The following is a 26,791-nucleotide window of genomic DNA, read 5'->3' on the forward strand; positions in this document are numbered from 1 at the left end:
ACATGGCGTTTTTCCTCATGTCATCGCAGCTTCTTACAATAAGCTGCATATCAACACCCAAGGGCACATAGGCGCCCTTTGTATGGAAATCGCAATACTGTTCGCTCTCATTTTTCTCAACGGCCTTTTTGCCATGTCCGAGATCGCGCTCGTCACGGCCCGCAAAGTCCGTTTGCAAAAGATGATTGATGAGGGCGATAGCGGCGCCGCCGCTGCCGTGAAGCTGGGCGAAGACCCCACCCGCTTCCTCTCCACCATCCAGATCGGCATCACATCGATTGGGGTGCTCAACGGGATCGTGGGTGAATCCGCCCTGGCGGCCCCGCTGGGGGTCTGGCTGGCATCGCTGGGCGTGCCCCAACCATCCAGCGGCTACATCGCCACCGGGCTGGTGGTGGTCATGATCACGTATTTCTCTATCGTGGTCGGCGAGCTCGTGCCCAAACGCATTGGCCAGTCCTACCCCGAAACCTTTGCCCGACTGGTGGCTCGGCCCATCAACTTCCTGGCGCTGGCCACCAAGCCGTTTGTGCTGCTGCTCTCTACCTCCACCCGCACGCTGCTGCGCCTCATGGGCGTCAAGGAAACCAGCGGCAGCCCGGTGACCGAGGAAGAGATCCACGCCATGCTGGTGGAAGGCACCACGGCGGGGGTGATTGAGTCGCATGAGCACACCATGGTGCGCAACGTGTTCCGGCTGGATGACCGCCAGATTGGCTCGCTCATGGTGCCGCGCGGCGACGTGGTGTGTCTGGATGTGGATGCATCGTTTGAAGACAACCTGAAGTGCATCGAAGAGTCCGACCACGCACGCTTTCCCGTGGTGCGGGGCGGCATGGACAACATCCTGGGCGTGATCAACGCCCGCCAGTGGCTGTCGCGCACGCTGCGCGACAAGGCCCACGGCGGCCTGCCGGAGCAGCCGCTGCAAACCGCTCTCTACGTGCCCGAAACCATCACCGGCATGGAGCTGCTGGACAACTTCCGCCTGTCGGATGTGCACATGGCGTTTGTGATCGACGAATACGGCGAGGTGCAGGGCATCGTGACGCTGCAAGACCTGATCGAGGCCATCACCGGCGAGTTCCAGCCCCGCGACCCCGAAACGTCATGGGCGCTGCAGCGCGAGGACGGCAGCTGGCTGCTGGACGGCCACATCCCCGTGCCCGAGCTCAAGGACCGGCTGAACCTGGACACCGTGCCCGAAGAAGAACGCGGCCGCTACCACACCCTGAGCGGCATGATCATGCTGCTGACCGGCCGCCTGCCCAATGTGACCGACACGGTGCAGTGGGAAGACTGGAAACTCGAAGTGGTGGACATGGATGGCAAAACCATCGACAAGATCCTGGCCACGCGCCTCACGCCCGAGGACAAGACCGAAGCCACAGACCACCCTGCGGCCTGACGCCCCCTCACCACCAACCACAACACCGCGCCCCCAGCACGCAGACGGCAGGCGGCAGACATCGCTGTGGCGCCGACCTGTGCGGGGAAGTGGGCCTCCGTTCAGGACGGGTTCTTGTCCTCGTCTACAAAAACGGTCAGCACGCCGGTGTAGCCATACAGGTGGTGGTGCGCGATTTCGCCGCCCGCAAAAAAACCAACCAGCGGCACATCGCCCAAGGCATGGCGCACGATCTGCAGCTCGGCACTGGGGCCTCCAAAATGGGGGCCTCCACGGCCTGAACAGCTCACGTAAATCGCGCCACAAATCCGCCGCCCGGACTGCGGCAGCGCACCAGCCCCCAGCGCGCCAGGGGCCGTTGCCAGCCCCCCATCCTGCGAGCCGGGCGACACGAGGTATGCGGGCTCCAGCTCTTCGGGCGAAAGCTCTTCGCGGATCTCGGCGCAGATGCGCATCAGGTCGGCGCGCGCAGCCCCCACGTTGCGCTGGCAAAACGCCAGGTGCATGCCTGCCTCGACCTGGTCGGCCAGCGCAACACCACGGCGTGTGCCATCGAGACCCACGATATGGCGCACGCGCGTGTCCGTGCCGAAATGCCCCGTGCGGCGCTGGCCCAGGGGTTGATCACCCGCGTTGACCAGCCCTGCCAGCGTGGAGCGCACCTTGCGCAGCGCGGGCTGCGGATCTCCGTCGAGGCTGACGCCCAGCGTATCGAGCAGCACATCCAGCGCTGGCTCGCCGTCCAGCGCGAGCACCACGTTCTCCTGCGCCGACGTGATGGTGCGCAGCGGCCCCACGGGTTGGCAGCCCTGGGTCACACGCGACACCAGCGCCACCCCGGCACCAAACGCCACGCCCGACAGGCCGCCATCAAACACCCCGCTGGCCTGGCCCTGCCCGGCCATGTTGCCGTCGCCACCCACCGCAAACTGAACGCTGGCCGTACGGCTGGCGCTTAACCCCCCAAACAGATAGCCCGTGTCGGTGCGGGCGGCCATTTCGGCCAACAGCTCGGCCAGCTCGGGCGTGTGGCCGTCGGCGTGCACCAGGGCCGTGTGGGCCACAAAGCCACTGCCCGGCCGGAGCGCGTGCGCGGGCAGCGGCGCCACACCAGAGAACACGCGGTACTGATCAGCCGGCACATCGAGCAGCATCACCGAGAGCGCGGGCTCGTCAAAGTATTCGGCGTTGTTGGCCGACACGCCCACCCCCACGGTGCCGCTCCAATCGGTGACTTCGGGCAGCTCGCCGCTCAGATAGTCAAGCAGATCTCCTGCCTCATTGGCATAGTGGTCGGTGATGTAGAGCAGGCCCAGCGTGGGGGCCTGCGCGTAATCGGGCAGGGCCATCTGGGCGCGCAACTGCGCCAGCACCAAGGCTGCCGCCATGCGCCACTGGGGATGTGTGGCGTGGCCGTTGGGAAATAATTTCATGGGTTCTCCACGGGCTGAGTGCAGGCCCTGGAGCCGCTGCGCGGCTCCAGGGCCTGCACTCAGCCCGGTCAGCCGGCTGATTTGCGCGCAGCGGTTTTGCGTGCCGGGGTTTTTCGGGGGGCGGATTTCGCAGCGGCTTTGGCCGCAGGCCGCACAGCGGGTTTCTTGTTTGCCGATTTTTTGGCTGCGGCCGGGGCCCGCGCAGTGGCGGTGCGACTCTTGGTGGCCGACGGCTTGCTGCCGCCCTGCATGGTTTTCATGCCTTTGGCCGCAAACTGGCTGGCCATGTCGGTGGCTGTTTTCAATGCTTCCTTGGCCAGCCCGGTCGCCATGTTTTTGGTGGTGTCGAGAGCCGTTTGTTTGGCCGCGTCTTTCATGGCGCTGACGGCGATCTGCTGGAACTGGCTGGTTAGCGCGCCCCACCATTGCATCGGGTCCACCACCTGGGGCTCGGCCGCAGACGGCGCATGGGCCTTCGTTTTGGCTTGGGTGGGCTGTGGGGCTGGTTCGGCCTCACCCTCTTGTGCCGCATGCTCGCCGGCAGCGCTGGCGCGCCCTGTCGCACGCGCTGCCGCGTCCGCCATGGCCCCGGCAGCACCGCTGACGGTGTCGGCCGCTTTTTGCACGCCGCTCATCACGGTGTCGGCGGTCTTGAGCTTGAAGGCGTTGGCCACGTCCCCCATGCTGAAGTTCATGCCCTTGAGCGTAGCCAAGGTCATCTTCTGCACCTCCAGCGCCTGGATGGTGGCGGCCAGTGCGCGCGAGTTCTGCTCCAGCCAGAACTGCACGGCCTTGAGCTCATCAATGCGCTTTTCGAGCTCTTCCACACTGATCGTGGGAGCCACCCAGTTCGAGAGATTGGGCAGCTGTGGAATACTGCTGGACGCCCCCTTGGCAAGGCTTTGCAGGAAGTCAAAACCGGGGACAAATTTGCCGAAACCGAAGTTGGATGTGTCGCTCATGGCCGCTCCGCAAGAGGTGGGTCTGTGGTGGGCTCACAGCTTACTCCAATGCCTGCGGATTTTGGCCCGCGTGTTGGCACGGGCTGGTCCCCCGCCACCACCAGGCCCGGCTGTGTTGTGCACGCATGGCGCACACACCGCCGGTCAAACACGATCGACGATCGGTTCAGTGCTTGTGCTGCATGGCGGGCGCTGCGGCGCCACCGGGAGCGGCCGTGCCCACGGGCACCGTCAGGTTGAGTTTGCTTTCCACGCCCTTGGCGTCCTGGAACACGAGGGTGATGGGCACTTCGGTGTCCTTGGCCAAGGGCGCCTTCAGGTCCAGCAGCATGACGTGGTAGCCGCCGGGCTTGAGCTCCACGGTCTTGCCCGCAGGCAGGTCCAGCGCGGGCACGGCGCGCATCTTCATGATGTCGCCTTCCATCTTCATCTCGTGCACTTCGGTAAGGCCTGCAGCGGGCGACTCGGCGCGCACCAGGCGGGCGCCATCTTTGGCGGTAAGGCGCATGAAGGCGCCCGTGGCCTTCTGGCCCTGCACGCTAGCGCGGGCCCAGGCGCCCTCGACCTTGACGGCAGCGGTCTGCGCCCATGTGGGGGTGCTGAGCAGTGCGGCAACGACGGCGGCGGTGTGAAGCAATTTTTTCATGGTGAATGTCTTTCGGTTGGCTCAAAGAAACGGGAATGGGAACGGGAACGGGAACGGGAATGGAAATGGAAATGGAAATGGAAATGGAAATGGGGGACTTGGCCCGGCTGTCAATGATGGTGGGCAGCGGCGCCGCCAGCGGGCAGAATCTCCAGCGCTGCCGCTGGGGACTTCAGGTCCGACAGCTTCTGGCCCGCCTTGGGCACCTCGGTCCAGTCGCTCCGGCCCTCGGCGCAGACCTGGCGCACCGGCCAGTACACGGTGCCCGCCTGCTCCGGCGCCTGGGCGACCAGCACAAACTCATCGTAGTGGGCGCTCTGCAGCATGTCATCCGGCGTCTTGGCCATCCAGGTGATGCGCACCACGTCTTCGGTGATGCTGCGGCCGTGGCTGGTGGTGGGCTGGGCCAGCTTGTCGCGCTGCACCTCCAGCGTCCAGCCCGGCTTGGGCATGGGGTGCGCGCCGCGCATGCCGGCCGGGATGTCCACCGCAATCTGCCGCGTGGGCGACGCGCCGCAGCCATGGCCGACCTTGAAGGCCGCCTTGTAGCTGGCGCCCGCAGGGGCTACCTGGTATTCGAGCACCACATGGGCAGATGCGGGCATAAAAGTGGCGCTAGCGCTTATCAACAAAGCAGTAATAGCTATATTTTTCATAGTAATTGAGGTCATGAACATTGCTTTCAGCGATTAACTTTTGGCGTGCCTACGTGGGCGTGCTGCGGTTGGCCACGGAAGTTTCAAAACGGGCCGTTGCGAAGGTTGTCGATGCCCCATGCCGCGCAGAGCTGTGGGGGAATCTGGTCGCACGCGCACAGCGGTGGTGACGTAGCGGCTGGCGCCTTCGCAGGCCAAGGACCCTGCGGTGTTTGCGGGCGGGGCCCCTGAAATACTGATCAAATAGGCCGAAAACGCTTACCAATTAAGCGCCAGCAGCTATCAAAACAGTAGTTATCAAGAGAGCGTCGGGGGGCCGCGCGGGGGCAGCGGCGCGGCGGTGCGCGCAGCAACATGGGCGGCAGGAACAAGGCGCAACGCGTGCGCCAGGGGGTGAACCACCGGCACATGCGCTTGCGAGACCGGTGGTGGCGCACCGACATGCGCGCACAGCGGGCAGTCCAGCGTGTGGCTGGGCAACTCCTTGGCGCCGTCGTCGGTCTTGACCAGCACCTTGATGGCGCCCGAGCCCGAACAGATGAGCTCCATCGCCTGCGGGTTGACCAGAGGCGACGCCACGGCCACACCGATCGACAAGACAAACCACGCCAGCACAAGGCGGGCGAGCCAGCGGAGGCCGCGAATGGTTTGCAGGGAGGGCATGGGTGCGGATTGTAGGGGCCCGGGGTATGCAGTCCTTGACCGGGGTCATCTACGCGACGGACAGAGGTCTCACCCGCACCTAGGATGCGTGCTGCATCCACCACCACAACGGAGACAACACCATGCTGACACTCTGCGGCTTTTCGGCCAGCAACTACTACAACAAGGTCAAGCTCGCGCTGCTCGAAAAGGGCGTGCCGTTTACCGAAGAACTGGCCTGGGTGGGCGAGACCGACCGCAGCGCCTCGCCGCTGGGCAAGGTGCCCTACCTGCGCACGCCGCAGGGCGCACTGTGCGAATCCGCCGTGATGGCCGACTACATCGAAGCCGCCCACCCCGGGCACCCGCTGATCCCGGCCGCCCCCTTCCAGGCCGCCAAAGTGCGCGAGCTGATCACCTTTCTGGAGCTGCACCTGGAGCTGGTCGCACGCAACCTGTATCCCCAGGCTTTCTTCGGCAGCACGGTGAGCGACACCGCGCGCGACAAGGTGGGTGCGCAGCTGGAAAAGAACATCGCTGCCTTCGGCCAGCTGGCGAAGTTCAGCCCCTACGTGGCTGGCGACACCTTCACCATGGCCGACTGTGCGGCCATCGTGCACCTGCCGCCGGTCAGCGCCGCCACCAAGATCATCTATGGCCGCGACTACCTGGCCGACCTGCCCGTTCGCGAGTACCTGGCCCGCATGGGCGAACGCCCCCATGTCCAGCGTGTGAATGCAGACCGCAAAACCAGCACCGCTGCCATGTTGGCGCGCCCGCCCAAACGCTGAGCGGCCCGGCGTCTGGGTGCTCCTCGCGCAATCGCGGGGACCGCATCGACCGGGGTGAACCAGATCAAAGGGGAGGCTTGCCCGCCGTGAGCGATGCCATCGCTGTGGCGCAAGACCCCGGCCAGCTCTTGACCATTGTCAACACATGGCATGGCATACAAGCGCACCATGAGGCATTCCTTCCAGGAGATACCGCATGGACACGACACAAGCCGCCCCCTTCCGCCAGCAATTGCTTGCCCAACAATCTGCGCTGCTTGCGCAATTGGCCGAGCAACGCGGTGGCGTCATCGGCCGCGCCGAGGCAGCGGCTGACCACTTTGGGCAACCTGAAGACCCACGCGCCCAGATGGCCACCGAGCGAGCATTGGAGTTTGCGTTGGATGAACGCGAAACCGCCCATCTGGCCGCTGTGCAGGCCGCACTGGCCCGCATTGAAGCGGGCACCTACGGCGAATGCACGCAGTGCGGCGCCCACATCACTGCGGCCCGCCTGCATGCCACACCCGAGGCTGCGCGCTGCGTGCACTGCCAGGAAAAAGCAGAGCAGCATCGCCGCGCAGCCTGAATCACGTCCCAGTCTTCCCTCTCTTTTTATCTTCCTGTCTTCACCACAAGAAAGCCGTTTATGAGCACTTTTCACGCCGTTGTCTGGATGGACCATTCCGAAGCCCATGTGGTGATGTTTGATCGCGAGCACGCCGAGGCACAGCGCATCAAATCCCGCAGCCACCATAAGCACCAGGGCAAAGCGGAAGATCTGGCCCCCTTCTTTGCGGAGATTGCGCAGGCCTTGACCGGCACCCGCGAGGTACTGTTGGCCGGCCCCGGGCTGGTACGCAACCAATTCCGCGACTGGGTGGCCAAGCACCACGCCGCCTTGGCCGATGTGGTGGTGGACTCGGTGGCAGCAGACCACCCCACGGATGCACAACTGGTCGCCATGGCGCGCCAATACTTCAAGAAGTTCGACACCATGGCGACCGACCCTTCGGTCGCCTAAGAACGTATTCACGAGCTATACACGGGTGCCACGGCGGCGCCCTGGCTGCTATCCTTTGCAGGATGCACAGCCTCTTTCACCTCGCCTTTCACGTCACCGACCTTGACGCCGCCCGCCGCTTTTACGGCGGCGTGCTGGGGTGCCAGGAAGGCCGAAGTACCGACACCTGGGTGGACTTCGATTTCTTCGGCCACCAGATCTCTCTGCATCTGGGCACACCGTTTGCCAGTGTCCGCACCGGCCATGTCGGCGACCACATGGTGCCCATGCCACATTTTGGTGTCATCCTTGAACTACCAGACTGGCATGCACTGGCCGCGCGCCTGAAGGCGGCGGACACCCCCTTTGTGCTGGCGCCCCAGGTGCGTTTTGAAGGCGCACCGGGCGAGCAATGGACCATGTTCTTTCATGACCCGAGCGGCAATCCGATAGAGATCAAAGGCTTTCGGTCACTCAATACGGTCTACGCATCGTGAACTACACCTTTGCGTCGGCCACCATCCTGCTTTTGCTGATCACCGATCCGCTGGGCAACATCCCCATTTTTGCGAACGCGCTGCGGGGTGTTGCGCCCGAACGCCGGCCCCGGGTGATCCTGCGGGAGGTGCTGATCGCGTTTGCGCTCCTGCTGGTGTTTTTATTCTTCGGTGCAGAGTTTCTCCGGGTGATGAACCTGAGCGATCTGTCGCTGCAGATCGCGGGCGCGGTGGTGCTTTTTCTGATTGCACTGCGCATGATTTTTCCGGCGGACTCCAACCCTGAGGCCGAGCCTCCCGGCGAGCCGCTGATCGTACCCCTCGCCATTCCGGCCTTGGCAGGCCCGTCTGCCCTGGCCACGGTGATGCTGCTGGTGGCCCAGGCCCCCGAACGACGACTTGAATGGGTGGGGGCCCTGTGCGTCACCATGGCCGTTTGCGCCATTGTGCTGCTGATGGCCGAACGCATCCAACGCCTGGTGGGCGAGCGCGTGGTGATGGCTTTTGAACGCCTGATGGGTCTGATCCTGGTCGCCATCTCGGTGGAGATGCTGATCCGCGGCATCAAGCAGCTCGCGCACCAGCTGTAGCGCTGCGGCCGACACGACGGCAGCACGGCTTTGGCGTCCCTGCTTGCCTTTGCCTAAAGGCGCTTAACGCGGCACTCCACCAAACGCCAGCGCTGGCGCGCTGTTTATCGCCGCTGCAATAGGGGAATGGAACCGAGCGCGAATACCGAGTTGGGTACACCCACACGCGCCATCAGGGGCTGCGGCTTGGGGGCCAGTTTGGGCTTGGGGGCCACGGCGCGCGCAGGCTCATCGGCAGCCACCCCTTTTTCAAGCTGCTGGGCCACAAGGCTCTGCAGGCTGACCGATTGCAGGTATTCCATGACGCGCGAATTGAAACTGCTCCACAGATCACCGGTCATGGATTTCACCTGCGCCGCTTGCCCGGTGCCCATGTTCTGCAACTCATCGGCCTTGAGGTTCTCAACCGCCAGAATAATTTCCGCCACCGAGATTTGGTCAGCCTTGCGCGCCAGCGTGTAACCACCACCGGGGCCGCGTGTGCTGTCGACCAGGCCCGCACGGCGCAGTGCACTAAAGAGTTGCTCAAGGTACGAAAGGGAGCTGCCCTGGCGCACGCTGATGGTGGACAAGGCCACAGGGCGCATTTTTTGGCGCAGTGCCAGATCGGTCATGGCCGACACAGCAAGTTGTCCTCGGGTAGTGATACGCATCGTTGCGACTCCTGGTGAAGATTAACGGCCCCAGTCCGGACGGAAACCGCGAGGACTGAGGGCGAGCTTTCAATGTAGGCGCTTTGACACTTCGCGTATATTCGTTTTATTTGATTTCTTTCTTCGTTTTTATCGAAGTATCTGCATCCCATGAACTTCAAGCATCTGCGCTATTTCTGGGCCGTGGCCAAGGCAGGCGGGGTGATGCGGGCTGGCGAGCAACTGCACACCACACCCCAAACACTATCCGGCCAGATCAAGCAGCTTGAAGAATGGCTGGGCCGTGATCTGTTTCGCAAACGTGGACGCAGCATTGAGCTCACCAGCGAAGGGCGCGTGGCTCTGGGCTATGCCGAGCAAATCTTTGCACTGGGAGATGAGCTCGAAAAGTCCATCCGGCTGGCCCGAGGCCAGGAAAAGCCCTTGGGGTTCAGAGTGGGAGTGGCCGACTCCATTGCCAAATCCGTGGCTTATCACTTGCTGGAGCCGGCCCTGGGCATGGCGCAACAGGTGCACATGAGCTGCCAGGAGGGCAAGTTCCCAGAGCTGATAGCGCAGCTGAGTGTGAACAAGCTTGATCTGGTGCTGGCCGACGAGCCCGTCTCCAAAAAAATCGGGGTAAAGGCGTTCAACCACCCCCTCGGCACAAGTGGCATGAGTTTTTTGTGTGCGCCGCGCCTTCGGACACAACTGGAGGGGCCTTTCCCGCAATGCCTGCATGGCGCCCCGATGCTGATTCAAGGGCCCATGTCATCCCTACGCCAGCAACTCGATCATTGGCTGACCAAGCACCATCTCCAGCCCCGCGTGGTCGGTGAATTTGACGACAGTGCTTTGATGAACGCATTCGGACGCGAAGGCCGGGGCGTCTTCACCTCACCAACGGTGCTGGATGAAGAAACCACCGTGCAATATGGCGTCGAGGTGATCGGCAGATCCTCTGACCTGGTGGAAGAGTTTTTCGCCATCTCCATCGAACGGCGCATCACCCATCCCTGCGTTGTAGCGATCACCAGAGCAGCCAAGGCGGATCTGTTTGCACGCTGAGCGCCATGCTCGAACTGCGCTCAGCGGCGGCATAGAAGCGCGCCCGGGCGCTGGGTCGAGATCTGGCAGAGGATTCTTTTATCCACCCTCGCGGCGAAACACGCCATGAGACGCAGTCAAGCCGCGGGCGCTCTTCCAAGACAAAGACTCTTACGAAATCTTCAGCGGTTACAGACGAGTTCAGCACCCGTGGCAAGTGCACCGCTTTGGGAGAAATCGCGCAGATCAGTGTATTCATGCGGCTGAACGTGGCACCAAAAAATACCATGGGTAGCCGCTCGCATCATGTACACAAAGCCTTTAGCGAGCGGCCGGCACATCATTCAAAACAATCTTTACCGGGATAAAAAAAGGGTTACGACACTGTCGTAACCCTTTAATTTTATTGGTTGCGCGAGAAGGATTTGAACCTCCGACCTTTGGGTTATGAGCCCAACGAGCTACCAGACTGCTCCATCGCGCGGTAAGAAATGAATTATACCCTATTATTCAGCAGCTGCCGAATTATTTTCGGTTTCTGCAGCGCGATCAACCAATTCGACCAATGCCATAGGCGCGTTATCACCAACGCGGAAGCCCATCTTCAGGATACGCGTGTAGCCACCAGGACGAACCTTGAAACGGGGTCCCAGGTCGTTGAACAACTTGGTCACGCTGTCACGGTCGCGCAGTCGGTTGAACGCCAGACGACGATTTGCCAAGGTATCTTCTTTGGCCAGGGTGATCATGGGTTCGATCACGCGGCGAAGTTCCTTGGCCTTGGGTACGGTGGTCTTGATGACTTCATGCTCAATGAGCGAGTTCATCATGTTTTGCAGCATCGCAAGGCGGTGCGAGCTGGTGCGATTGAGTTTGCGGAGGCCGTGTCCGTGGCGCATGGTGCTTTCCTTCTATTTAATTAAATCCGGCAGCCGTATCAGGTACTGCCCGAGGCACTGTCCCCCACAACAGGGAACAAAAAGTCCCCCTTGCGGAGGACTGAAAAAATGGGCTCTCTTTTTGGGAGAGCCTATGATTATAGCGTTTGCTTAGCGCTTGTCGAGGCCAGCCGGCGGCCAGTTCTCAAGCTTCATGCCCAGCGTGAGACCACGCGATGCGAGTACTTCCTTGATCTCGTTGAGCGACTTGCGACCCAGGTTAGGCGTCTTGAGCAACTCGTTCTCGGTGCGCTGAATCAGATCACCGATGTAGTAGATGTTCTCGGCCTTCAGGCAGTTGGCAGAACGCACGGTCAGCTCCAACTCGTCCACAGGACGCAGCAGGATCGGATCGAATGTGGCATTGCCGCGTGGGCCCGCCGGTGCGTCAAACGCTGCCAACTCGCCACCTTCCAGCTGTGCGAACACAGCCAACTGCTCCACCAGGATCTTGGCCGATGCGCGCACGGCGTCTTCGGCAGTGATGGCGCCATTGGTTTCGATCTCGACCACCAGCTTGTCCAGGTCCGTGCGCTGTTCGACACGTGCGCTTTCCACCGTGTAGCTCACTCGCTTCACAGGGGAGAACGAGGCATCCAGAACAATACGGCCAATCGACTTGGTCGATTCGTCCGCGTAGCGACGCAGGCTGCCAGGCACATAGCCGCGACCCTTCTCGACCTTGATCTGCATGTCCAGCTTGCCGCCAGCCGACAGATTGGCGATCACATGATCAGGGTTGACGATTTCCACGTCGTGAGGAGTCTGGATATCACGTGCGGTGACCACACCTTCGCCATCTTTGCGCAGGCTCAGCGTGACTTCGTCACGGTTATGCAGCTTGAACACCACACCTTTGAGATTCAACAGAATGTTGACTACATCCTCCTGAACGCCATCGATGGAAGAGTATTCATGAAGAACACCCGCAATAGTGACTTCTGTCGCTGCATAACCCACCATGGACGAGAGCAGGACACGCCGAATGGCGTTCCCCAGCGTGTGGCCGTACCCACGCTCGAACGGCTCCAGCGCGACCTTGGCACGATTGTGGCCAAGCTGCTCGACATTGATCGCCTTGGGTTTCAGCAAATTGGTTTGCATTCAGACTTCCTCTCAATACCCCCAGCTCGTTACACCGGTAAGGCTGGTGAAGCGCCTAAACCGCGATGCCTCGCGGTTCAGGGACGGTTTTCTTGAAATACGTACCGAGCGATTAGCGCGAGTACAACTCAACGATCAGGGATTCGTTGATGTCGGCACCAAACTCATCACGATCAGGCACCTTCTTGAAGATACCTTCGGCCTTTTCCGCATTGACATCCACCCAAGCAGGCATGCCGACTTGGGCCGCCAGTTGCAGGGCCTCAACAATGCGGTTTTGCTTCTTCGATTTTTCACGCACTGCCACCACATCGCCCATCTTCACGAGGTACGAAGCGATGTTCACGGACTTGCCGTTCACCGTGATCGCCTTGTGGGAAACCAGTTGACGCGCTTCAGCGCGGGTCGAACCGAAACCCATCCGATACACGACGTTATCGAGGCGAGATTCAAGCAGGAACAGCAAGTTGGCGCCAGTGTTGCCCTTCTTGCCGTCAGCGGCTTCAAAGTAACGGCGAAACTGCTTTTCCAGAACGCCATACATCCGCTTGACCTTCTGCTTTTCACGCAGTTGCAGACCATAGTCCGATGTCCGCTGGCCAGAGGTACGGCCGTGCTGGCCAGGTTTTGAGTCAAACTTGGACTTGTCAGCGATCGAACGGCGTGCGCTCTTGAGGAACAGGTCCGTGCCTTCACGGCGGGAGAGTTTGGCCTTGGGGCCGAGGTAACGTGCCACTTGAGCTTCCTTTGTGTCATCTACCGCAAACCATTGCGGGAGCCGCCTGAGGCGCTTACGCGTTCACAGGCGGCGGTGGGCTTAGAGAGATTAGATACGACGGCGCTTTTGAGGGCGGCAGCCGTTGTGGGGAACCGGGGTCACATCAGAGATCGATGTGATTCGGATACCCAGTGCGCCCAATGCGCGCACCGAAGACTCGCGGCCAGGGCCCGGGCCTTTGATTTCAACGTCAAGGTTTTTAATGCCTTGATCAATGGCAGCGCGTCCAGCCACTTCCGAAGCCACCTGGGCTGCGAATGGAGTGGACTTGCGTGAGCCCTTGAAACCTTGGCCACCGGACGAAGCCCACGACAAGGCATTGCCTTGGCGATCAGTGATCGTGATGATGGTGTTATTGAACGAAGCGTGCACGTGTGCAATACCGTCCGAAACGTTTTTCCGGACTTTCTTGCGAACGCGCTGAGCTGCGTTATTGGCAGGAGATTTAGCCATGATGATCTTTCAATCTCTTTATTTCTTCAGTGCAGCTGCACCCTTGCGTGGACCCTTGCGAGTGCGTGCATTGGTACGGGTGCGCTGACCACGCATTGGCAGACCACGACGGTGGCGGAAGCCACGGTAGCAGCCGATGTCCATCAAGCGCTTGATGTTCATCGTGGTTTCGCGGCGCAGGTCACCTTCAATGGTGAACTGCTCGACTTGCTCGCGAATTTTTTCCAGATCGCCATCAGTCAGATCTTTGATCTTCTTGCTGTAAGCGATACCAGTTGCTTCGCAAATCTTGCGAGCGCGGGTGCGACCAATGCCAAAAATGGCGGTCAAACCGATTTCCGCGTGCTTGTGCGGCGGAATGTTAATGCCAGCGATACGTGCCATATGCGTCCTCTAATACTTTCCAATCAACCTTGGCGCTGCTTGTGACGCAGATCCGTGCAGATCACGCGCACCACACCCTTGCGGCGGATGATCTTGCAGTTGCGGCAGATTTTTTTGACCGAAGCCGAAACTCTCATTGCATTCTCCTAAAACTTTTCCATCCGTCCCGGCTGTTTTGCACGGAACACAATTTGTGCCCGCGAAAATTCGTGGGGCGCCATTCAACCGATATCCAGATCTTTACAGGTGACGCGTGTTTCAAGACCTGTCACCTTCCAAATCATCAACTACCAGTATTACCCTTGAAGTTTGCCTTCTTGAGCAACGACTCGTATTGCTGCGACATCATGTAGTTTTGAACCTGGGCCATGAAGTCCATGGTAACCACCACAATGATCAACAGAGAGGTTCCACCAAAATAGAACGGAACGTTGTACTTCAAGATCAGGAACTCTGGCAGCAAACACACGAAGGTGATGTACACAGCACCTGCCAATGTCAGGCGAACCAGAATCTTGTCGATATAACGGGCCGTGTGTTCACCAGGCCGAATACCCGGAATAAACGCACCACTCTTTTTCAGGTTATCTGCTGTTTCGCGGCTGTTAAAAACAAGTGCCGTATAAAAGAAGCAGAAAAATATGATGGCAGCCGCATAGAACATGACATAGATAGGCTGACCAGGAGTCAATGCACCCGAAATGTCCTTCAACCAGCGCATCGACTCACCTGCACTGAACCAGTTCACTACCGTTGCTGGCAACAGAATGATCGAGGAAGCAAATATCGGAGGAATCACGCCAGCCATGTTCAACTTGAGAGGCAAGTGCGACGATTGACCGCCGTACACCTTGTTCCCTACTTGTCGACGGGCGTAATTCACCAAGATCTTGCGTTGACCACGTTCCACAAAGACAACGAAGTAGGTAACCAGACCCACCACGATCACGATGAAAATGGCAGCGAGAATACTCATTGCGCCGGTGCGAACCAGCTCAAGAAGCCCACCGATCGAGCCAGGCAATCCGGCGGCAATGCCACCAAAGATCAGGATCGAAATCCCGTTGCCCAAACCACGCTCAGTGATCTGCTCACCCAGCCACATCAGAAACATTGTCCCTGCCGTCAGGCTCACAACAGCTGTCATCCGGAACCCGAAACCAGGACTCAGAACCAAGCCAGCGGAGCTTTCCAGCGCAACAGCAATACCCAGCGACTGGAACAAGGCCAAGCCCAACGTACCATAACGGGTGTACTGAGTGATCTTGCGGCGCCCTGCCTCACCTTCCTTTTTCAACTGCTCAAAGGTTGGCAAAACGTACGTCATCAGCTGCATGATGATCGACGCCGAAATGTACGGCATGATCCCCAACGCAAAAACTGTGAAACGCGACAGCGCACCACCCGAAAACATATTGAACAAGTTCAGGATGCCACCTTGCTGGCCACTGAACAGCTGCTGGAGCTGGGCGGGATCGATACCTGGCACAGGAATATGAGCGCCGATGCGATACACGACCAACGCGAGCAACAGAAAAACCAGACGGCGACGCAGATCGCCGAATTTACCGGTTTTTGCAATTTGAGCTGCGCTAGTAGCCACGGATGCTTTCCTTCAGAGTCACACTCAGGCGACGCTGCCGCCAGCGGCTTCAATCGCGGCCTTGGCACCAACCGTAGCGCCCACGCCCGTCAGCTTGACAGCCTTGGACAGAGAACCACTTTTGATGACCTTGACCACCTTGGCCAGCTCACCGATCAAACCAGCTTGCTTGAGAGCCAGAACGTCGACTTCAGGCAGACCCAATTGGTCCAGCGCCGTCAACGTGACCTCTGCATTGAACTTGAGCAGATGTGATTTGAAACCGCGCTTTGGCAGTCGGCGTTGCAAAGGCATTTGACCGCCTTCGAAACCAACCTTGTGGTAACCACCCGAGCGGGATTTCTGACCTTTGTGACCACGGCCAGCGGTCTTGCCCAGACCAGAGCCGATACCACGGCCTACGCGGCGCTTGGCATGCTTGGCGCCGTCTGCAGGCTTGATGCTATTGAGTTCCATGATCTATCTCTCAGAGGACTTTGACCAGATAGCTGATCTTGTTAATCATGCCGCGCACTTCGGGCGTGTCTTGCAATTCGCTCACGCTATTGAGCTTGCGCAGACCCAGGCCGCGTACAGTCGCGCGGTGCGATTCTTTGGTGCCAATCGGGCTGCGCACCAGTTGAATCTTGACAGTTTGTTGCGTAGTCATAGTCAACTTCCAATCAAGCGAAGATGTCTTCGACCGCTTTGCCACGCTTGGCAGCAACTTGCGACGGAGTCGTGGACTTCACCAGCGCGTCAAAGGTGGCGCGAACCATGTTGTATGGGTTGGACGAACCATGGCTTTTGGCCACGATATCGGTCACGCCCAGCACTTCGAAAACAGCGCGCATGGGGCCGCCCGCAATAATGCCGGTACCCTTGGGGGCAGGAGCCATCATGACAACAGCGGCGCCGTGGTGACCCGTCACGTTGTGGTGAATGGTGCCGTTCTTCAACGAAACCTTGACCAGATTGCGACGCGCCTCTTCCATTGCCTTTTGCACAGCAGCAGGCACTTCCTTGGACTTACCCTTGCCCATGCCAACGCGGCCATCACCGTCGCCAACCACCGTCAGTGCGGCGAAACCGAGGATACGGCCACCCTTCACGACTTTGGTCACGCGGTTCACCGCGATCATTTTTTCGCGCAGACCGTCGTCCTGGCCTTCGCTCTGCACCTTGGGTTGAAATTTAGCCATTTTTAATTCCGTTCCGCTTAGAACTGCAGACCCGCTTCACGGGCTGCATCGGCCAAAGCCTTGACGCGACCGTGGTAGGCAAAGCCTGCGCGATCAAATGCAACCTTCTCGACACCTGCAGCCTTCGCTTTTTCAGCGATCAGCTTGCCGATGATCTGGGCTGCAGCGGCATTGCCACCCTTGCCCGAACCGCCGAGCGACTTGCGCACGTCGGCTTCGACCGTCGATGCACTTGCCAGCACCTTGCTGCCGTCGCCGGAGATCACACTGGCGTAGATATGGAGATTCGTGCGATTCACGGTGAGACGTGCCACGCCTTGCTGTGCAATGCGAATGCGGGTCTGGCGCGAACGACGAAGACGCTGCTCTTTCTTGGTCAACATGTTGCAGCTCCTTATTTCTTCTTGGTCTCTTTGATCGTGATTTTTTCGTCCGAATAACGGATACCTTTGCCCTTGTAGGGCTCGGGAGGACGAACAGCACGAATCTCGGCAGCGATCTGACCCACGCGTTGACGATCCGCACCCTTGATCACCACTTCCGTAGGTGTAGGGGTTGCGACCGTGATGCCAGCGGGCATTTCGATGTTGACCGGATGCGAATAACCGACAGTCAGGTTCAACTTGGAACCAGAAGCTGCAGCCTTGTAACCCACGCCGACCAGGCTGAGCTTCTTTTCGAAACCCTTGCTGACACCGACCACCATGTTGTTGACCAACTGGCGAATCGTGCCACTCATGGCGTTTGCTTCGCGGGACTCATTGGCAGGCACAAAGCTGAGCTTGCCATCGTTGCTCGACACCTTCACCAGCACGTTTTGTGCAAGCGACAGTGCGCCACCAGAACCCTTGACGGAGATCTGGTCATCTTTCACGGACACATCCACGCCTGCGGGGATGGTCACGGGCATTTTTCCTACTCGGGACATTTCAGTTTCTCCTCAATGCCGCGGGTTAGGCCACATAGCAGAGCACTTCGCCACCGACACCGGTAGCGCGCGCTTTGCGATCAGTCATCACACCCTTGGGCGTTGTGACAATTGCCACACCCAGACCGTTCATGACTTGTGGAATGGAATCGTGGCCTTTGTAGACACGCAGACCAGGACGACTGACGCGCTCGATGCGCTCAATCACTGGACGGCCTGCGTAATACTTCAGGGCAATTTCAAGTTCGGACTTGCCAGCTTCGGTTTTCACCTGAAAGCCGTCGATATAACCTTCGTCCTTCAACACTTGGGCAATGGCAATCTTCACTTTGGAAGAAGGCACCAGAACCGTGGCCTTGGCGACCATCTGTGCATTACGGATGCGGGTCAGCAAGTCAGCGATGGGATCACTCATGCTCATGTTTAATCTCTCCTGCCTGCTTACCAGCTGGCTTTGGTGACACCGGGGATGTCGCCTGCAAAAGCCAGTTCGCGGATCTTGGCGCGAGCCAGACCGAATTGACGGAAGGTGCCACGTGGACGACCGGTGATTTCGCAACGGTTGCGCTGGCGCGTAGGGTTTGCATTGCGCGGGAGCTTCTGCAAACCCAGACGGGCTGCATCACGCTCTTCATCGCTGCGCTTGGCATCGCCAGCGATTGCCTTCAGTTCCGCATACTTGGTTGCGTACTTGGCCGCCAGTTTTTCGCGCTTCAGTTCGCGCTGGATCAAAGCTACTTTAGCCATGCTTCGCCTCAGTTCTTGAACGGGAAACGGAAACCAGCGAGAAGCGCCTTGGCTTCTTCGTCGGACTTGGCCGTCGTGGTAATACTGATATTGAGACCGCGCAGGGCGTCAACCTTGTCGTACTCAATTTCAGGGAAGATGATCTGTTCTTTGACGCCGATGTTGTAGTTGCCACGGCCATCAAAGGCGCGACCGGAGATACCACGGAAGTCACGAACGCGGGGCAGAGCCACGGTCACGAAACGGTCCAGGAACTCGTACATCTGCACGCCACGCAGCGTGACCATGCAACCAATGGCCTGGCCTTCGCGGATCTTGAAACCAGCAATAGCTTTCTTGGCCTTGGTCACCACAGGCTTTTGACCAGCAATCTTGGTCAGGTCAGCCACGGCGTTGTCCATCACCTTCTTGTCCGAGACTGCTTCGCTCACGCCCATATTCAGCGTGATCTTCGTCAGACGGGGAACCTGCATCGGCGAGGTATAAGCGAACTGCTTGATCAGTTCGGGTGCGATTTTGTCGCGGTAAATTTCTTGGAGTCGTGCCATGTTTACCCCTTAGGCCGCCTTGATTTCAGCGCCGCTGGACTTGAACACGCGAACGCGTGCGCCGTCAGCCTGCACCTTGATGCCCACACGGTCAGCCTTACCGGTAGCCGCATTGAAAATGGCCACGTTGGACTGATGGATAGGCATGGACTTTTCAACGATGCCGCCCGTCGTACCCTTCATGGGGTTCGGCTTGGCGTGCTTCTTGACGACATTGATGCCGTCAATAACCAGATGCGAGTCATCCTTGCGCAGCGACACCGTGCCGCGCTTGCCCTTGTCGCGCCCGGTCAGCACGATGATTTCGTCGCCCTTGCGAATCTTGTTCATGGCGCGTCCTTAGAGAACTTCAGGAGCCAGGGACACGATCTTCATGAACTTCTCGGTACGCAGTTCACGCGTCACGGGTCCAAAGATGCGGGTGCCAATAGGCTCCAACTTTGCATTCAGCAACACAGCTGCGTTGCCATCGAATTTGACGAGCGAGCCATCGCCGCGACGAATACCCTTCGCCGTGCGAACCACCACTGCACTGTAAACCTCGCCTTTTTTGACGCGGCCACGCGGAGCGGCTTCTTTAATGCTCACTTTGATGATGTCGCCAACGCTTGCATAACGACGCTTCGAGCCACCCAGCACCTTGATGCAAAGGACGGACTTGGCGCCGGTATTGTCGGCAACCTCTAACCGAGATTCTGTCTGGATCATTTCAATATTCCCAACTTGCACCAGAAGACAACGGCCCCAGAGAACTTCTCAAGGGCTGCAGATCAGCCAGTCAGTCTTGGGCCCGTCGTCCGCACCGCAAACCATTTGCAGCACTTCCCGCTGGGCAGAAACTTCACGTAGGAAACGCGAAGCCCTCGATTATTGCCAAAAGCTTTTGGGAAGTCAAGTGCTTCATTACGCAGGCACATGCAAATACTGTTGCGCCAACGCCAGAAAGGCGTCCAGTTGCGGGTCTGCGCCCAACTCTTCGCGCAAAACGTCTGCGACCGCAGGCGCCAGGGCGATGGCCTTGCGGGCGTCCAGGAACAACAGCCGGGATCGGCGCGCCAGTACATCCTCCACCGTGCAGGCGTATTCGTAGCGGGCTGCAAACCGCACCATGGCCACAGTCAACCCACCCCCCAGATCAGTCTGCGCCCCGGGGATGCCCAGAACGGCCGCCGCGTCGCTGCCGTAGGAGTGCAACCCTTGCGCGTCGCTGATGCGGTGTTTGACCGCCTCTTTCGGGGTACCTACCAAGGGCAGGTGATTGGTGACACCGGCGGGCTTTTCAGGGAGCAGCCCGGTGCTGAAGCATTTTTGCAACACATCTTCCGCCATGGCGCGGTAAGTGGTCCATTTGCCGCCAGTAACCGTCACCAAACCGCTGCGGCTGCCCAGCACCGTGTGTTCGCGGCTGAGGCTTTTGGTGTTGTCGCCGTCATCGTCCTGCGGCTTGACCAAGGGGCGCAGGCCGACCCAGATGCTGCGAATGTCTTCGGCCTTGGGCGCGCGGGTGAGATAGCGCGCCGATTCTTCCAGAATGAATTTGACCTCTTCGCTGAACGGCTGCGGCTCCCGCACGATGTCCTGGCGAGGACTGTCGGTGGTGCCCAGAATGAGCTTGCCCAGCCATGGCACAGCAAACAGAACGCGTCCATCGGCAGTTTTGGGCACCATCAGCGCGTGGTCGGACGGAAGAAATTCACGGTCTACCACGATGTGCACGCCCTGGCTTGGGGCCACGATGGGCTTTACGGGTCGGCCGATGGCCTCGCCATCCATCTGGCGCAGGGTGTCTACCCATACGCCCGTGGCGTTGACCACGGTGCGGGCACACACCGTGAACTGCTGGCCGGTGTCGGTGGCCTCGCACACAAAGCCGGCAACTTTCCCATCTTCATGCACCAGCGACTTGGCAGGGCAGTAGTTGACGACCAGCGCACCCAGGCTGGCGGCGGTTCGCGCCAGGGCCAGGGCCAGACGGGCATCGTCAAACTGGCCGTCCCAGTACTTCACGCCGCCCTTGAGCCCCTCGGTACGGGCAGTCGGAAGGCATTCCAGCGTGCGTGCGCGCCCCAGGAACTGGGTAGAGCCCAACCCGGCCTTGCCCGCCAGAGCGTCATACATCATGAGCCCGATGCCGTAGAACGGCGTCTCCCAAAAGCGGTAGGACGGCATCACAAACGGCAAGGGCTGCGCCAGATGGGGGGCGTTATGCAGCAGCGTTGTGCGCTCATGCAGCGCTTCGCGCACCAGTGCGATATTGCCTTGTGCCAGATAACGGACACCGCCGTGCACCAGCTTGGTGGCGCGGGACGAGGTGCCCTTGGCAAAGTCATGCGAATCCACCAAAACCACACTGAAGCCACGCGCCGCAGCATCCAGCGCCACCCCCAGGCCGGTTGCCCCTCCACCGATCACGGCGAGGTCATATTGGTGGGGCTGGGCAAGGCGGGCGAGAAGGTCGGCGCGCCGGGTAGGCAGGGGAGCGGAGGCAGTGGTCATGGGAAGGATTGTCCATGGACGGGGCAACAAATTAAGGGTTTACCCTTGAATTGTTGACATTTCCGGGATGAAATCCGCCCTTGGCCAACAGGCCCCGAGGACGGACTGGAGCGAAAAAGGCAGCCAGAGACCTTGTGGGTCCGGGCTGCCGAAAAACTGTCACAGCGCAACAGTCAGAGCGTTATCAGCGGGCCTTGCCATCCTTCCACGCTTGCAGCAGCTTGTCGTAGGCGATGGTTTCGCCCTTGGGCTTTTCATTGGCCAGCTTCTTCCAGGGGGCTTGCTTGTCGCTGAGCCACTTGTTGGGGTCTTCCTTCTTGTTGAGCTTGGGTGCGCAATGGGCCATGCCGGCGCGCTCCAGGCGGGCCATCACCTGGTCCATCTCGTCGGCCAGGGTGTCCATGGCGCCTTGCGGGGTCTTTTCACCCGTCACGGCCTGGGCCACGTTCTTCCACCACAACTGGGCCAACTTCGGGTAGTCGGGCACGTTGGTGCCGGTGGGCGACCATGCCACGCGGGCGGGGCTGCGGTAGAACTCCACCAGGCCGCCGAGCTTGGGGGCGGCGTCCGTCATGGCCTTGGACTGGATGTCGCTTTCGCGGATCGGGGTCAGGCCCACCAGGGTCTTCTTGAGCGAAGTGGTCTTGGCGGTGACGAACTGAGCATACAGCCAGGCAGCAGCGGTCTTGTTGGCGTCATGGCCCTTGAAGAACGACCACGAACCCACGTCCTGGTAGCCGTTTTGCATGCCCTGCTTCCAGTACGGGCCGTTGGGGCCGGGGGCCATGCGCCACTTGGGCGTGCCATCGGCATTGACCACCGGCAGGCCGGGCTTGACCATGTCGGCCGTGAAGGCCGTGTACCAGAAGATCTGCTGCGCAATCTGGCCCTGTGCGGGCACGGGGCCCGCTTCGCCAAAGGTCATGCCCGTGGCTTCCTTGGGCGCGTACTTCTTCATCCAGTCCACGTATTTCGTCAGAGCGTAAACGGCAGCGGGCGAATTGGTCGCACCGCCACGGGCCACCGAAGCGCCCACGGGCGTGCACTTGTCGTCGGCCACGCGAATGCCCCACTCGTCGATCGGCAGGCCGTTGGGTGCGCCGATGTCGGCCGTGCCGGCCATGGACAACCAGGCATCGGTGAAGCGCCAGCCCAGCGAGGGGTCCTTCTTGCCGTAGTCCATATGGCCGTAAATGGCCTTGCCGTCGATGTTCTTCACGTCGTTGGTGAAGAACTCGGCGATGTCCTCATAGGCGCTCCAGTTGAGCGGCACGCCCAGGTCGTAGCCATATTTGGCCTTGAACTTGTCTTTGATGTCCTTGCGGTCGAACAGGTCGGCACGGAACCAATACAGGTTGGCGAACTGCTGGTCGGGCAACTGGTAGAGCTTGCCGTCGGGCGCGGTGGTGAATTTGGTGCCGATGAAATCCTTGAGGTCCAGGCCCGGGTTGGTCCACTCCTTGCCCGCACCGGCCATATAGTCGGTCAGGTTCATCATCTTGCCGTAGCGGTAGTGGGTACCGATCAGGTCCGAGTCCGAGATCCAGCCGTCATAGATCGACTTGCCCGACTGCATGGAGGTCTGCAGCTTTTCAACCACGTCGCCTTCCTGGATCAGGTCGTGCTTGACCTTGATGCCGGTGATCTCCTCGAACGCCTTGGCGAGCGTCTTGGATTCGTACTCGTGCGTGGTGATGGTTTCGGAGACCACCGAGATTTCCTTCACGCCCTTGGCCTGCAGCTTCTTGGCAGCGTCGATGAACCACTTCATCTCGGCCATCTGCTGGTCTTTGCTCAGCGTGGAGGGCTGGAACTCACTGTCGACCCACTTCTTGGCCTCGGCCTCGCCGGCCCAGGCAGCTTGCCCCAAAGCCAGGGTTGCGGCGGCGAAAGCGATCGCCGTGAACTGCATCTTCATTGCTGTCTCCTCAGATGGAACCCCCATGGTGGATGAACACCGGCCCTGGGGGAAATCGGGCCGGCGCTTGTCATCATCAAAAACAATAGCTGCTAGCGCTTATCACTTCTAGGTTTTCTTTAATATTTCGCATTGAAAACCATACACATCAAGCGCAAACCGCTATCTTTTTTATACTGCCTACCCGTCAACCCTTGCGCATCACCAGCGCCAGCACCGCCATCGACAGCACAAAGCTGATCCATATCGACGGGTCTGCATCCAGGCTGAACCACTGGGCCAGCTTGCCGCTGATGCCCACAAAGATCAGATTCACATAGGCCGCAGAGAGCAGCCCGATGAACAGGCGATCGCCGCGTGTCGTCTCCAGAGGCAAGAATCCCTTGCGTATCACGGTGGGGGACTTAATCTCCCATACCGTCATGCCGACCAGCATGAGCACGATGCAAATGAAGAACACCGCCACCGGCAGCGTCCAGGCCATCCAGTCAAACATTTGAAGCATTCCTTTCCACTCGCGTGGCGTTAGATACCGCCAAAGCACGTCCCCACTGGCACGCCCCAAGCCAGGGACGCCGAGCAAGGGCCGCACCGCAGCGAGGGCGTCGTCCCCCTGGAGGGGGAAGGCGCCGCAGGCGACTCAGGGGGTGCATCACACTCTTCCCATCGCAAAGCCTTTTGCGATGTAGTGGCGGACAAACCAGATCACGACAGCGCCGGGCACGATGGTCAGCACCCCAGCGGCGGCCAGCGTCGCCCAGTCCATGCCCGACGCGCTCACGGTGCGCGTCATCGTGGCGACGATGGGCTTGGCGTTCACGCTGGTCAACGTGCGCGCCAGCAGCAGTTCCACCCAGCTGAACATGAAGCAAAAGAACGCCGCCACGCCCACACCCGCCTTGATGAGGGGCAGAAAAATCTGCACGAAGAAGCGCGGAAAGCTGTAGCCGTCGATGTAGGCCGTCTCGTCGATCTCGCGCGGGATGCCGCTCATGAAACCTTCCAGAATCCACACCGCCAGCGGCACGTTGAACAGCAGGTGGGCCAGCGCCACCGCAATGTGCGTGTCCATCAGCCCCACCGTGGTGTACAGCTGAAAGAACGGCAGCAGGAACACAGCGGGCGGCGTCATGCGGTTGGTCAACAGCCAGAAGAACACATGCTTGTCACCCAGAAACTGGTAGCGGCTGAAAGCGTAGGCCGCAGGCAGCGCCACCGTGAGCGAGATCACCGTGTTGATGCCCACGTAGATCAGGCTGTTGACGTAGCCCGAGTACCAGGACTCGTCGGTGAAGATGGTCTTGTAGTTGTCCCAGGTGAAGTGCTGCGGAAAGAACGAGAAAGAAGACAGGATCTCCGCGTTCGTCTTGAAGCTCATGTTGACCATCCAGTAGATGGGCAGCACAGCGAACACCAGGTAAGCGATCAAAAACAGCGACCGCTTGTGAAAGCGCTTTTCATTCATGGCCGGCCCCTTCGTTGCTGGCGGTGCCCACACGCTGCATCCAGTTGTAGAGGATGAAGCACAGCAGCAGGATGATGAAGAAATAGATCAGCGAGAACGCCGCCGCAGGCCCCAGGTCGAACTGGCCCACGGCCTTGGTCGTGAGGTACTGCGACAGGAACGTGGTCGCATTGCCCGGCCCGCCGCCCGTCAGCACGAAGGGCTCGGTGTAGATCATGAAGCTGTCCATGAAGCGCAGCAGCACCGCGATCATGAGCACGCCACGCATCTTGGGCAACTGGATGTAGCGGAACACGGCGAACTTGCTGGCTCCATCGATGCGGGCGGCCTGGTAATAAGCGTCGGGGATGGAGCGCAGCCCGGCGAACGCGAGCAGCGCCACCAGGGGTGTCCAGTGCCAGACATCCATCAACAGCACGGTGAGCCAGGCCTGTGTGGCATTGCCGGTGTAGCTGTATTCGATGCCGATCTCCTGCAGCATGCGGCCCATGAGACCGATATCGGCGCGGCCATAGATCTGCCAGATGGTGCCCACCACGTTCCAGGGGATCAGCAGCGACAGCGCCACCACGACCAGCACGGCGGAGGACTTCCAGCCCTGCGCGGGCATCGATAGCGCCAGCGCAATGCCCAGCGGAATCTCCACGGCCAGCACCGACAGCGAGAACGTGATCTGGCGCCACAGGGCGGCGTGCAGCTCTTCATCGCGCATCACGGCGGCAAACCATTCGGTGCCGACGAACACGCGCCGATCGGGCGAAATGATGTCCTGCACCGAGTAGTTCACCACCGTCATCAGCGGCAGGATGGCCGAGAAAGCCACGCAGATGATGACCGGAAGAATCAGGAACCACGCCTTCTGGTTCACCGGCTTGGTTGTCGTGCTCATGGCAAGAGCTCCTCGTTTTGATAGAAGCACGTGTGCTCACCAAGCACCTGCAGCCAGACAGCATCCCCCGCCGACGGAAGCCGCGTTTCGGGGTTGAAGCGCGCCTTGAGCGTGTGCTCGCCCACCTTGGCGGTAAGCATCAGATAGGTGCCGATGTCCTGCACCAGCGACACCGTGCAGGGCAGCGCTCCGGCCTGCTCGGGCCGGGCAATGGCCAGGTATTCGGGCCGTATACCCACCTGCAAGCCGCCTTCGGGCAGCGCACGATCTGCGGGAGAGGTGAGTCGATGGCCAGCCACCGACAGCGCTGCACCATCGCGCTGCGCGGGCAGGAAGTTCATACCTGGCGATCCGATGAAATGGCCCACAAACACGTGCGCCGGGCGCTCGAACAGCGCGTCGGCCGAGCCCACCTGCACCGCGCGGCCACGGGTCATCACCACCACCTGGTCGGCAAACGTGAGCGCCTCGACCTGGTCATGCGTCACGTAGATCAGGGTGAGCTTGAGCTCGTGGTGGATCTGCTTGAGCTTGCGCCGCAGCTGCCACTTGAGGTGCGGGTCGATCACCGTGAGCGGCTCGTCGAACAGCACCGCTGCCACGTCAGAGCGCACCAGGCCGCGGCCCAGCGAGATCTTCTGCTTGGCATCGGCCGCCAGGCCCGCCGCGCGCTGGTTGAGCTGGCCGCTCATCTCCAGCATCTCGGCGATCTGGCCCACGCGCTGCTTGATCTGGTCTTCGGGCACCTTGCGGTTGCGTAGCGGGAACGCCAGGTTTTCGGCCACCGTCATGGTGTCGTAGATCACGGGGAACTGGAACACCTGGGCAATGTTGCGCTCTTGCGGGCTGGCGCGCGTCACGTCGCGGCCATCGAACAGCACCTTGCCGTGCGAGGGCGCCAGCAGCCCCGACATGATGTTGAGCATGGTGGTCTTGCCGCAGCCCGAGGGGCCCAGCAGCGCATACGCACCACCGTCCTCGAACTCCATCTTCAGGGGCAGCAACGCGTAGTCGCTGTCTTGCTGCGGGTGGGGCTTGTACGAATGCGCCAGGTCCAGACTGATGCGGGCCAT

The 26,791-nt window shown here is 60.3% G+C and carries 36 protein-coding genes and 1 tRNA gene; 7 read left to right on the plus strand and 30 right to left on the minus strand.

The genetic code is table 11. The features are described from left to right. Positions 1-82: 82 nt before the first annotated feature. A complete protein-coding gene (locus KI609_RS20450; protein ID WP_226445367.1) occupies positions 83-1,408 on the plus strand; it encodes a hemolysin family protein in 1,326 nt (441 codons plus the stop codon). Between the two features lie 101 nt (positions 1,409-1,509). On the opposite strand, the gene KI609_RS20455 is transcribed toward KI609_RS20450, so the two are convergent. The 5 genes from KI609_RS20455 to KI609_RS20475 form a co-directional block, all read right to left on the minus strand. Continuing rightward, positions 1,510-2,841 (minus strand): FIST N-terminal domain-containing protein, encoded by a 1,332-nt coding sequence (locus tag KI609_RS20455; protein WP_226445368.1) that lies wholly within the window; start codon positions 2,839-2,841, stop codon positions 1,510-1,512. Between the two features lie 68 nt (positions 2,842-2,909). Beyond that, the gene (locus tag KI609_RS20460; RefSeq protein WP_226445369.1) at positions 2,910-3,803 is read right to left on the minus strand and encodes a PhaM family polyhydroxyalkanoate granule multifunctional regulatory protein; all 894 of its coding nucleotides are present in this window, start codon (positions 3,801-3,803) and stop codon (positions 2,910-2,912) included. 166 nt (positions 3,804-3,969) lie between these two features. Beyond that, positions 3,970-4,449: a copper chaperone PCu(A)C gene (locus tag KI609_RS20465; protein WP_226445370.1), complete on the minus strand. Its 480-nt coding sequence runs from the start codon at positions 4,447-4,449 to the stop codon at positions 3,970-3,972. A 110-nt stretch (positions 4,450-4,559) separates the two neighbouring features. Next, positions 4,560-5,054 (minus strand): YcnI family protein, encoded by a 495-nt coding sequence (locus KI609_RS20470; RefSeq protein WP_226445371.1) that lies wholly within the window; start codon positions 5,052-5,054, stop codon positions 4,560-4,562. Between the two features lie 348 nt (positions 5,055-5,402). Beyond that, positions 5,403-5,768, minus strand: a complete 366-nt coding sequence (locus tag KI609_RS20475) for a DUF2946 family protein (RefSeq protein WP_226445372.1) — start codon at positions 5,766-5,768, stop codon at positions 5,403-5,405. A gap of 122 nt (positions 5,769-5,890) precedes the next feature. Here KI609_RS20475 and KI609_RS20480 point away from each other — a divergent pair, with 122 nt between their 5' ends. The 5 genes from KI609_RS20480 (at position 5,891) to KI609_RS20500 (ending at position 8,607) form a co-directional block, all read left to right on the plus strand. Next, complete coding sequence (locus KI609_RS20480) at positions 5,891-6,538, plus strand: glutathione S-transferase (protein WP_226445373.1); 648 nt, start codon at positions 5,891-5,893, stop codon at positions 6,536-6,538. Between the two features lie 196 nt (positions 6,539-6,734). Continuing rightward, positions 6,735-7,106, plus strand: a complete 372-nt coding sequence (locus tag KI609_RS20485) for a TraR/DksA family transcriptional regulator (RefSeq protein ID WP_226445374.1) — start codon at positions 6,735-6,737, stop codon at positions 7,104-7,106. Positions 7,107-7,166: 60 nt separating this feature from the next. Further along, positions 7,167-7,541, plus strand: coding sequence for a hypothetical protein (locus tag KI609_RS20490; RefSeq protein ID WP_226445375.1), 375 nt, complete (start codon positions 7,167-7,169; stop codon positions 7,539-7,541). A gap of 62 nt (positions 7,542-7,603) precedes the next feature. Further along, entirely contained in the window at positions 7,604-8,017 is a 414-nt protein-coding gene (locus tag KI609_RS20495) for a VOC family protein (protein ID WP_226445376.1), read from the plus strand. After that, entirely contained in the window at positions 8,014-8,607 is a 594-nt protein-coding gene (locus KI609_RS20500; RefSeq protein ID WP_226445377.1) for a MarC family protein, read from the plus strand. Before KI609_RS20495 ends, KI609_RS20500 begins: the two co-directional genes overlap by 4 nt. Before the next feature lie 104 nt (positions 8,608-8,711). Here KI609_RS20500 and KI609_RS20505 read toward each other — a convergent pair whose 3' ends face one another. Further along, positions 8,712-9,260, minus strand: a complete 549-nt coding sequence (locus KI609_RS20505) for an Rrf2 family transcriptional regulator (RefSeq protein WP_226445378.1) — start codon at positions 9,258-9,260, stop codon at positions 8,712-8,714. Between the two features lie 150 nt (positions 9,261-9,410). On the opposite strand from KI609_RS20505, the gene nhaR reads away from it, so the two are divergent. Next, positions 9,411-10,307, plus strand: a complete 897-nt coding sequence (nhaR, locus tag KI609_RS20510; RefSeq protein ID WP_226445379.1) for a transcriptional activator NhaR — start codon at positions 9,411-9,413, stop codon at positions 10,305-10,307. A gap of 386 nt (positions 10,308-10,693) precedes the next feature. Here the strand turns inward: nhaR and KI609_RS20515 are convergent. The 24 genes from KI609_RS20515 to KI609_RS20630 all read right to left on the minus strand — a co-directional run bounded on the left by KI609_RS20515 (position 10,694) and on the right by KI609_RS20630 (position 26,791). Further along, positions 10,694-10,770 (minus strand) — tRNA-Met (locus KI609_RS20515). Positions 10,771-10,792: 22 nt separating this feature from the next. Further along, positions 10,793-11,185: a 50S ribosomal protein L17 gene (gene rplQ, locus KI609_RS20520; protein WP_226445380.1), complete on the minus strand. Its 393-nt coding sequence runs from the start codon at positions 11,183-11,185 to the stop codon at positions 10,793-10,795. 150 nt (positions 11,186-11,335) lie between these two features. Continuing rightward, positions 11,336-12,328 (minus strand): DNA-directed RNA polymerase subunit alpha, encoded by a 993-nt coding sequence (locus KI609_RS20525; RefSeq protein WP_008906514.1) that lies wholly within the window; start codon positions 12,326-12,328, stop codon positions 11,336-11,338. Between the two features lie 112 nt (positions 12,329-12,440). Continuing rightward, positions 12,441-13,064 carry a 30S ribosomal protein S4 gene (rpsD, locus tag KI609_RS20530; RefSeq protein ID WP_226445381.1) on the minus strand — a complete coding sequence of 208 codons (624 nt, stop codon included), beginning with the start codon at positions 13,062-13,064 and terminating at the stop codon, positions 12,441-12,443. 90 nt (positions 13,065-13,154) lie between these two features. After that, a complete protein-coding gene (gene rpsK, locus KI609_RS20535; RefSeq protein WP_005793662.1) occupies positions 13,155-13,559 on the minus strand; it encodes a 30S ribosomal protein S11 in 405 nt (134 codons plus the stop codon). Positions 13,560-13,577: 18 nt separating this feature from the next. Next, the gene (gene rpsM / locus KI609_RS20540; protein ID WP_226445382.1) at positions 13,578-13,943 is read right to left on the minus strand and encodes a 30S ribosomal protein S13; all 366 of its coding nucleotides are present in this window, start codon (positions 13,941-13,943) and stop codon (positions 13,578-13,580) included. 23 nt (positions 13,944-13,966) lie between these two features. Further along, entirely contained in the window at positions 13,967-14,080 is a 114-nt protein-coding gene (rpmJ, locus tag KI609_RS20545; protein ID WP_005793651.1) for a 50S ribosomal protein L36, read from the minus strand. A gap of 146 nt (positions 14,081-14,226) precedes the next feature. After that, positions 14,227-15,546: a preprotein translocase subunit SecY gene (gene secY / locus KI609_RS20550; RefSeq protein WP_226445383.1), complete on the minus strand. Its 1,320-nt coding sequence runs from the start codon at positions 15,544-15,546 to the stop codon at positions 14,227-14,229. A gap of 24 nt (positions 15,547-15,570) precedes the next feature. After that, complete coding sequence (rplO, locus tag KI609_RS20555; protein WP_226445384.1) at positions 15,571-16,002, minus strand: 50S ribosomal protein L15; 432 nt, start codon at positions 16,000-16,002, stop codon at positions 15,571-15,573. A gap of 10 nt (positions 16,003-16,012) precedes the next feature. Continuing rightward, positions 16,013-16,195, minus strand: a complete 183-nt coding sequence (gene rpmD, locus KI609_RS20560; RefSeq protein WP_100133813.1) for a 50S ribosomal protein L30 — start codon at positions 16,193-16,195, stop codon at positions 16,013-16,015. A 13-nt stretch (positions 16,196-16,208) separates the two neighbouring features. Then, on the minus strand, positions 16,209-16,727 hold the full coding sequence (gene rpsE / locus KI609_RS20565; RefSeq protein ID WP_226445385.1) for a 30S ribosomal protein S5: 519 nt from the start codon (positions 16,725-16,727) through the stop codon (positions 16,209-16,211). A gap of 17 nt (positions 16,728-16,744) precedes the next feature. Next, complete coding sequence (gene rplR / locus KI609_RS20570; protein WP_226445386.1) at positions 16,745-17,110, minus strand: 50S ribosomal protein L18; 366 nt, start codon at positions 17,108-17,110, stop codon at positions 16,745-16,747. Positions 17,111-17,121: 11 nt separating this feature from the next. After that, positions 17,122-17,655 carry a 50S ribosomal protein L6 gene (rplF, locus tag KI609_RS20575; protein ID WP_226445387.1) on the minus strand — a complete coding sequence of 178 codons (534 nt, stop codon included), beginning with the start codon at positions 17,653-17,655 and terminating at the stop codon, positions 17,122-17,124. Between the two features lie 25 nt (positions 17,656-17,680). Continuing rightward, positions 17,681-18,076, minus strand: coding sequence for a 30S ribosomal protein S8 (gene rpsH, locus KI609_RS20580; RefSeq protein WP_100408932.1), 396 nt, complete (start codon positions 18,074-18,076; stop codon positions 17,681-17,683). Positions 18,077-18,096: 20 nt separating this feature from the next. Continuing rightward, a complete protein-coding gene (gene rpsN / locus KI609_RS20585; RefSeq protein WP_007861712.1) occupies positions 18,097-18,402 on the minus strand; it encodes a 30S ribosomal protein S14 in 306 nt (101 codons plus the stop codon). An 8-nt stretch (positions 18,403-18,410) separates the two neighbouring features. Next, positions 18,411-18,950 carry a 50S ribosomal protein L5 gene (gene rplE, locus KI609_RS20590; protein WP_226445388.1) on the minus strand — a complete coding sequence of 180 codons (540 nt, stop codon included), beginning with the start codon at positions 18,948-18,950 and terminating at the stop codon, positions 18,411-18,413. 9 nt (positions 18,951-18,959) lie between these two features. Next, complete coding sequence (gene rplX / locus KI609_RS20595) at positions 18,960-19,280, minus strand: 50S ribosomal protein L24 (protein ID WP_226445389.1); 321 nt, start codon at positions 19,278-19,280, stop codon at positions 18,960-18,962. A 9-nt stretch (positions 19,281-19,289) separates the two neighbouring features. Next, positions 19,290-19,658, minus strand: a complete 369-nt coding sequence (rplN, locus tag KI609_RS20600) for a 50S ribosomal protein L14 (RefSeq protein ID WP_007861702.1) — start codon at positions 19,656-19,658, stop codon at positions 19,290-19,292. A gap of 195 nt (positions 19,659-19,853) precedes the next feature. Continuing rightward, complete coding sequence (locus KI609_RS20605; RefSeq protein ID WP_226445390.1) at positions 19,854-21,446, minus strand: glycerol-3-phosphate dehydrogenase/oxidase; 1,593 nt, start codon at positions 21,444-21,446, stop codon at positions 19,854-19,856. Positions 21,447-21,630: 184 nt separating this feature from the next. After that, complete coding sequence (locus KI609_RS20610; protein ID WP_226445391.1) at positions 21,631-23,364, minus strand: ABC transporter substrate-binding protein; 1,734 nt, start codon at positions 23,362-23,364, stop codon at positions 21,631-21,633. 187 nt (positions 23,365-23,551) lie between these two features. Then, complete coding sequence (locus KI609_RS20615; protein WP_226445392.1) at positions 23,552-23,860, minus strand: DUF2160 domain-containing protein; 309 nt, start codon at positions 23,858-23,860, stop codon at positions 23,552-23,554. Positions 23,861-24,016: 156 nt separating this feature from the next. After that, a complete protein-coding gene (locus KI609_RS20620; RefSeq protein ID WP_226445393.1) occupies positions 24,017-24,829 on the minus strand; it encodes a carbohydrate ABC transporter permease in 813 nt (270 codons plus the stop codon). Next, complete coding sequence (locus KI609_RS20625; RefSeq protein ID WP_226445394.1) at positions 24,822-25,718, minus strand: carbohydrate ABC transporter permease; 897 nt, start codon at positions 25,716-25,718, stop codon at positions 24,822-24,824. The genes KI609_RS20620 and KI609_RS20625 overlap by 8 nt, the downstream gene beginning before the upstream one ends. Further along, positions 25,715-26,791 (minus strand): ABC transporter ATP-binding protein, encoded by a 1,077-nt coding sequence (locus KI609_RS20630; protein WP_226445395.1) that lies wholly within the window; start codon positions 26,789-26,791, stop codon positions 25,715-25,717. The genes KI609_RS20625 and KI609_RS20630 overlap by 4 nt, the downstream gene beginning before the upstream one ends.

Source organism: Acidovorax radicis (genome assembly GCF_020510705.1).
Lineage (GTDB): Bacteria > Pseudomonadota > Gammaproteobacteria > Burkholderiales > Burkholderiaceae_C > Acidovorax > Acidovorax radicis_A.